The 4,872-nt window shown below is 70.9% G+C and carries 4 protein-coding genes and 1 tRNA gene; 3 read left to right on the plus strand and 2 right to left on the minus strand.

The annotated features are described in order from the left end of the window. Nucleotides 1–4: 4 nt before the first annotated feature. On the minus strand, nucleotides 5–208 hold the full coding sequence (locus AC0CYZ_RS00610; RefSeq protein ID WP_018331418.1) for a cold-shock protein: 204 nt from the start codon (nucleotides 206–208) through the stop codon (nucleotides 5–7). A gap of 223 nt (nucleotides 209–431) precedes the next feature. Beyond that, the gene (aceE, locus tag AC0CYZ_RS00615; RefSeq protein ID WP_472211029.1) at nucleotides 432–3,257 is read right to left on the minus strand and encodes a pyruvate dehydrogenase (acetyl-transferring), homodimeric type; all 2,826 of its coding nucleotides are present in this window, start codon (nucleotides 3,255–3,257) and stop codon (nucleotides 432–434) included. Between the two features lie 336 nt (nucleotides 3,258–3,593). On the opposite strand from aceE, the gene AC0CYZ_RS00620 reads away from it, so the two are divergent. From AC0CYZ_RS00620 to AC0CYZ_RS00630, 3 genes are all read left to right on the plus strand, one after another. Then, nucleotides 3,594–4,037 carry a DUF3052 domain-containing protein gene (locus AC0CYZ_RS00620; RefSeq protein ID WP_472211032.1) on the plus strand — a complete coding sequence of 148 codons (444 nt, stop codon included), beginning with the start codon at nucleotides 3,594–3,596 and terminating at the stop codon, nucleotides 4,035–4,037. Nucleotides 4,038–4,162: 125 nt separating this feature from the next. Next, a complete protein-coding gene (locus AC0CYZ_RS00625; protein WP_472211035.1) occupies nucleotides 4,163–4,633 on the plus strand; it encodes a peroxiredoxin in 471 nt (156 codons plus the stop codon). A gap of 68 nt (nucleotides 4,634–4,701) precedes the next feature. Further along, nucleotides 4,702–4,773 (plus strand) — tRNA-Val (locus tag AC0CYZ_RS00630). Nucleotides 4,774–4,872: the final 99 nt, after the last annotated feature.

Below are 4,872 nucleotides of genomic sequence, written 5' to 3' on the forward strand. Positions count from 1 at the left end.
CTGCTTACAGCGGCGTGACCTGAACGGCCTGCAGGCCCTTCTGGCCCTGCTCGACGTCGAACGAGACGCGCTGACCCTCGTCCAGCGTCCGGAAGCCGCGGGACTGGATCGCCGAGTAGTGGACGAAGACGTCAGCGCCACCACCGTCGGGAGCGAGGAAGCCGAAGCCCTTCTCGCTGTTGAACCACTTGACGGTGCCTTCTGCCATTCCTGCTCCTCATACCGATCGCCCGAGGGTTTCTTCCTGCCCTCGGCCTTCAAGCCGCCGCCGGAGCGATGTACTCCAACCGCCGGAGCCGCTCGGACGCCTCGTTGGCCACGAGGAGGACCGTGCGGTCGGCGACAGCCTAGCGGGATCCCCCGGGCCTGGGACCAGCCCCGAGTCCCGAAAAGTCACCGGGAAGTCACGGTCCGCGAGTCCGACCCGCCGATCACGCCACGCCGCTGTCCGACTCCTGCGGGCCCGCGGCCTGCGGGTCGTCGATGCGGTAGCGGGCCGCCGCGTCGCGCACCGTGGCGTGGTCGACCTCGCCGCGCCGGGCGAGCGCGGAGAGGACCGCGACGACGACGTTCTCCGCGTCGACCCCGAAGTGGCGCCGGGTGGCGGGGCGGGTGTCGGAGAGCCCGAAGCCGTCGGTGCCCAGGGTCGTGTAGTCCCCGGGCACCCAGGTGCGGATGAGGTCGGGCACGGCCCGCATCCAGTCGGACACCGCCACCACCGGGCCCGCCACCTCGGACAGCACCGAGGTCACGTAGGGCGTGCGGGGCTCGTCGTCGGGGTGGGCCTGGTTGTGCCGCTCGCACTCGACGCCGTCGCGGCGCAGCTCCCCGTACGACGTGGCCGACCACAGGTCGGCCTGCACGCCCCACTCGCTCGCGAGCATCTCCTGGGCCTTCTGCGCCCACGGCATGGCCACGCCCGAGGCGAGGATCTGCGCGCGCGGCCCGGGCCCACCGGGGGCCTGGGCGTAGCGGTAGAGGCCCCGCAGCAGGCCGTCGACGTCGAGGCCCTCGGGCTCCGCGGGCTGGCGGTAGGGCTCGTTGTAGACGGTCAGGTAGTACATGACGTTCGGGTCGCGGCCCGGCTCCACGGGGGGCTCGCCGGCCGCGCCGTTGCTGGACTCGCCGTACATCCGCTCGAGCCCGTCGCGCACGATGTGGCCGATCTCGAAGGCGAACGCCGGGTCGTAGGCCACGACGCCCGGGTTGGTCGCCGCGAGCAGGTGCGAGTGCCCGTCGTTGTGCTGCAGGCCCTCGCCCACGAGTGTCGTTCGCCCCGCCGTCGCGCCCAGCAGGAACCCGCGCGCCATCTGGTCGGCGGCCGCCCAGATGCCGTCGCCGGTGCGTTGGAAGCCGAACATCGAGTAGAAGATGTAGATCGGGATCATCGTCTCGCCGTGGGTGGCGTACGAGGTCCCGACGGCGGTGAACGAGGCCACCGACCCGGCCTCGTTGATGCCCTCGTGCAGCAGCTGGCCGGTCTCGGACTCGCGGTAGGCCAGCAGCTGGTCGTGGTCGACCGAGGTGTAGAGCTGGCCCAGCGGGTTGTAGATCTTGAGGTTCGAGAAGAACGAGTCCATCCCGAACGTGCGGGCCTCGTCGGGGATGATCGGGATGACCCGCTTGCCGATCTCGGCGTCGCGGGTCAGCTCCTTGACCAGCCGGACGAACGCCATCGTCGTGGCGATCTCCTGCTTGCCCGAGCCGCGCCGCACGACGTCGTAGACCTTGTCGCCGGGCAGCACGAGCGGCTTGCTGCGCAGCCGGCGCTCGGGCAGCGCGCCGCCGAGCTGGCGGCGCCGGTCGAGCATGTACTCGATCTCCGGGGCGTCCTTGCCGGGGTGGTAGTACGGCGGCAGGTAGGGGTCGCGCTCGAGCTCGGCGTCGCTGATCGGCACGCGGACCTCGTCGCGGAAGGTCTTGAGGTCCTGCAGGGTCAGCTTCTTCATCTGGTGGGTCGCGTTGCGGCCCTCGAACGTCGGGCCCAGCGTGTAGCCCTTGATCGACTTCGCGAGGATTACCGTCGGACGCCCCTCGTGCTCGAGCGCGGCCTGGTAGGCGGCGTAGACCTTGCGGTAGTCGTGGGCGCCGCGCTTGAGGTTCCACACGTCGTCGTCGGACATGTCCTTGACGAGCTCCTTGGTGCGCGGGTCGCGCCCGAAGAAGTGCTCGCGGACGTAGGCACCGTCGTTGGCCTTGTAGGTCTGGAAGTCGCCGTCGGGCGTGGTGTTCATCAGGTGGATCAGCGCGCCGTCGCGGTCGGCGTGCAGCAGCCGGTCCCACTCGCGGCCCCAGACGACCTTGACGACGTTCCACCCGGCCCCGCGGAAGAACGACTCGAGCTCCTGGATGACCTTGCCGTTGCCGTGGACCGGGCCGTCGAGGCGCTGCAGGTTGCAGTTGATGACGAAGGTCAGGTTGTCCAGGCCCTCGGCCGCGGCCACGTGGATCGCGCCGCGCGACTCCGGCTCGTCCATCTCGCCGTCGCCGAGGAACGCCCAGGTGTGCTGCTGGGAGGTGTCCTTGACGCCGCGGTTGTGCAGGTAGCGGTCGAAGCGCGCCTGGAAGATCGCGTTGATCGGTCCGAGGCCCATCGACACCGTCGGGTGCTCCCAGAACCAGGGCATGAGCCGGGGGTGGGGGTAGCTCGGCAGGCCGCCGCCCGGGCCGGCGTGGGAGAGCTCCTGACGGAACCCGTCGAGGTGCTCGGCGCCCAGGCGGCCCTCGAGGAAGGCACGCGCGTAGATGCCGGGGGAGGCGTGGCCCTGGATGTAGACGTGGTCGCCGCCGCCGGGGTGGTCCTTGCCGCGGAAGAACCAGTTGAAGCCGACCTCGTAGAGGCTCGCGGCCGAGGCGTAGGTGGAGATGTGCCCGCCGACGCCGACGCCGGGCCGCTGCGCCCGGTGCACCATCGTCGCCGCGTTCCAGCGGATCCAGGCGCGGTAGCGGCGCTCGGTCTCCTCGTCGCCGGGGAACCACGGCTCCTGGTCGGTCGGGATGGTGTTGACGTAGTCGGTGGAGAACAGGCTCGGCACCGCGACGCGGCGTTCGCGGGCGCGCTGGAGCAGCTGCAGGACGAGGAAGCGGGCGCGCTGCTGGCCCGCGGAGTCGAGCACCGCGTCGAACGACTCGATCCACTCGGCGGTCTCGTCCGGATCGATGTCCGGCAGGTGGGAGGAGAGGCCGTCACGGATGACGTGGACCCGCGGGGTGTCCGTGGTGGTGTGCGAGTCGTTCGGCTCGTTCGTCGGTGACAACTGCTGCTGCTCCTCGTCGCGTGGGTCCGACGGTCGGGTCCTCCGGGACGCCCGGCGTGTGCGGCGTACGGGGGATTCGGAACCGATTCTGCCTGCGGGGTCGCCGCAGATGGTGACCATCGTCGTCCCCCGGGGGCCCGGCGTCATCTCTACCGGTCGGTAGGGGCTCCGCCGCACGTGTACGGGTTCGGTCGCCCGGGCGACGACATCCGTTCACGTGCACGGAGCGCTCCCGCCGCGTGGCTGGTTGCGCACCACCGCCCGGGAGTGTTCGCTGTGCGTGACGGCGGGCGTCACGCGGACGCCGGCCCCAGGCACGGAGGAGGGACGAGAGACGTGGTCGCGGCCGCGGGGGACACCGACGGCAGCCGGAGCGATGTGGCCGGCAAGCTCGGGGTCGAGCCGGGGATGATCGTCCAGGAAGTCGGGTGGGACTCCGACGTCGACAACGAGGTCCGCGAGGCGGTCGAGGACCGCAGTGGTGAGGACCTGCTCGACGAGGACGCCCAGGAGGTCGTCGACGTCGTCCTGCTGTGGTGGCGCGAGGGCGACGGCGATCTCGTCGACACCCTCATGGACGCCCGCTCGCCCCTCGACGAGAACGGCGTGGTCTGGGTGCTCACGCCCAAGACCGGTTACGACGGGCACGTCGAGCCCTCCGAGATCGCCGAGGCCGCGCCGACGGCCGGCCTCTCGCAGACCTCCAACGTCAACATCTCCGACGGCTGGGTGGGCACCCGGCTCGTGGCGCCGAAGCAGGGGGGCCGTCAGCGCCGGTGAGCTGACGCTCTGGTGCGTGCTGTTCCCGTGCCCTGGCCCGGACACGCACGCACGCCGGGAGCGGGTAGCCGTCGTCGTTAGGGTAATGACGACCCGCACGGTCCCCAGCGAAGGAGACGCACCCCATGACGGTCGCGGTCGGCCAGCAGGCCCCCGGCTTCACGCTCAAGAACCAGGACGGCGCGGAGGTCTCGCTCTCCGACTACGCGGGGAAGCAGGCCGTGCTGCTGGTGTTCTTCCCGTTCGCCTTCTCCGGCATCTGCACCGCGGAACTGTGCTCGGCGCGCGACGACATCGGGGCGTTCCAGAACGACGACGTCCAGATCCTCGGCATCTCCTGCGACACCACGTGGTCGCTCAAGGTCTGGGCGCAGCAGGAGGGCTACGACTTCCCGCTGCTCTCGGACTTCTGGCCGCACGGCGCGGTCTCGGCGAGCTACGGGGTGTTCTCCGCCGACCTCGGCTTCGCGTTCCGCGGGACGGTGCTCGTCGACAAGGACGGCGTCGTGCGCTTCTCGGAGTACAACGGCCCCGGCGACGCCCGCGACCAGCAGGGCTGGCGCGACGCCATCGAGGAGCTGAAGGCCTCGGCCTGACGGCCTCGTGTGTGCCCTGTCGGCGTGCTGTCCTGGCCCGGGACCCCGCCGATAGGCACGCACACTCCGGGCGCGTAGCTCAGCGGAAGAGCACCGGCCTTACAAGCCGTCGGTCGCAGGTTCGAATCCTGCCGCGCCCACGCAGGTCGCAGGCCTACAACGACCTCTCCTGCGGCCATGACGTCACACGTGGTGCGAGAGGTCGAGGCGCGCCGGCCGCAGGCTTGATCCGACCGTGC

The organism is Actinomycetospora sp. (genome assembly GCF_055612215.1).

Bases quoted from the DNA above. Each gene is read 5' to 3' on its own strand.
- AC0CYZ_RS00610 (WP_018331418.1), bottom strand. From the start codon at position 208: ATGGCAGAAGGCACCGTCAAGTGGTTCAACAGCGAGAAGGGCTTCGGC.
- AC0CYZ_RS00625 (WP_472211035.1), top strand. From the start codon at position 4,163: ATGACGGTCGCGGTCGGCCAGCAGGCCCCCGGCTTCACGCTCAAGAAC.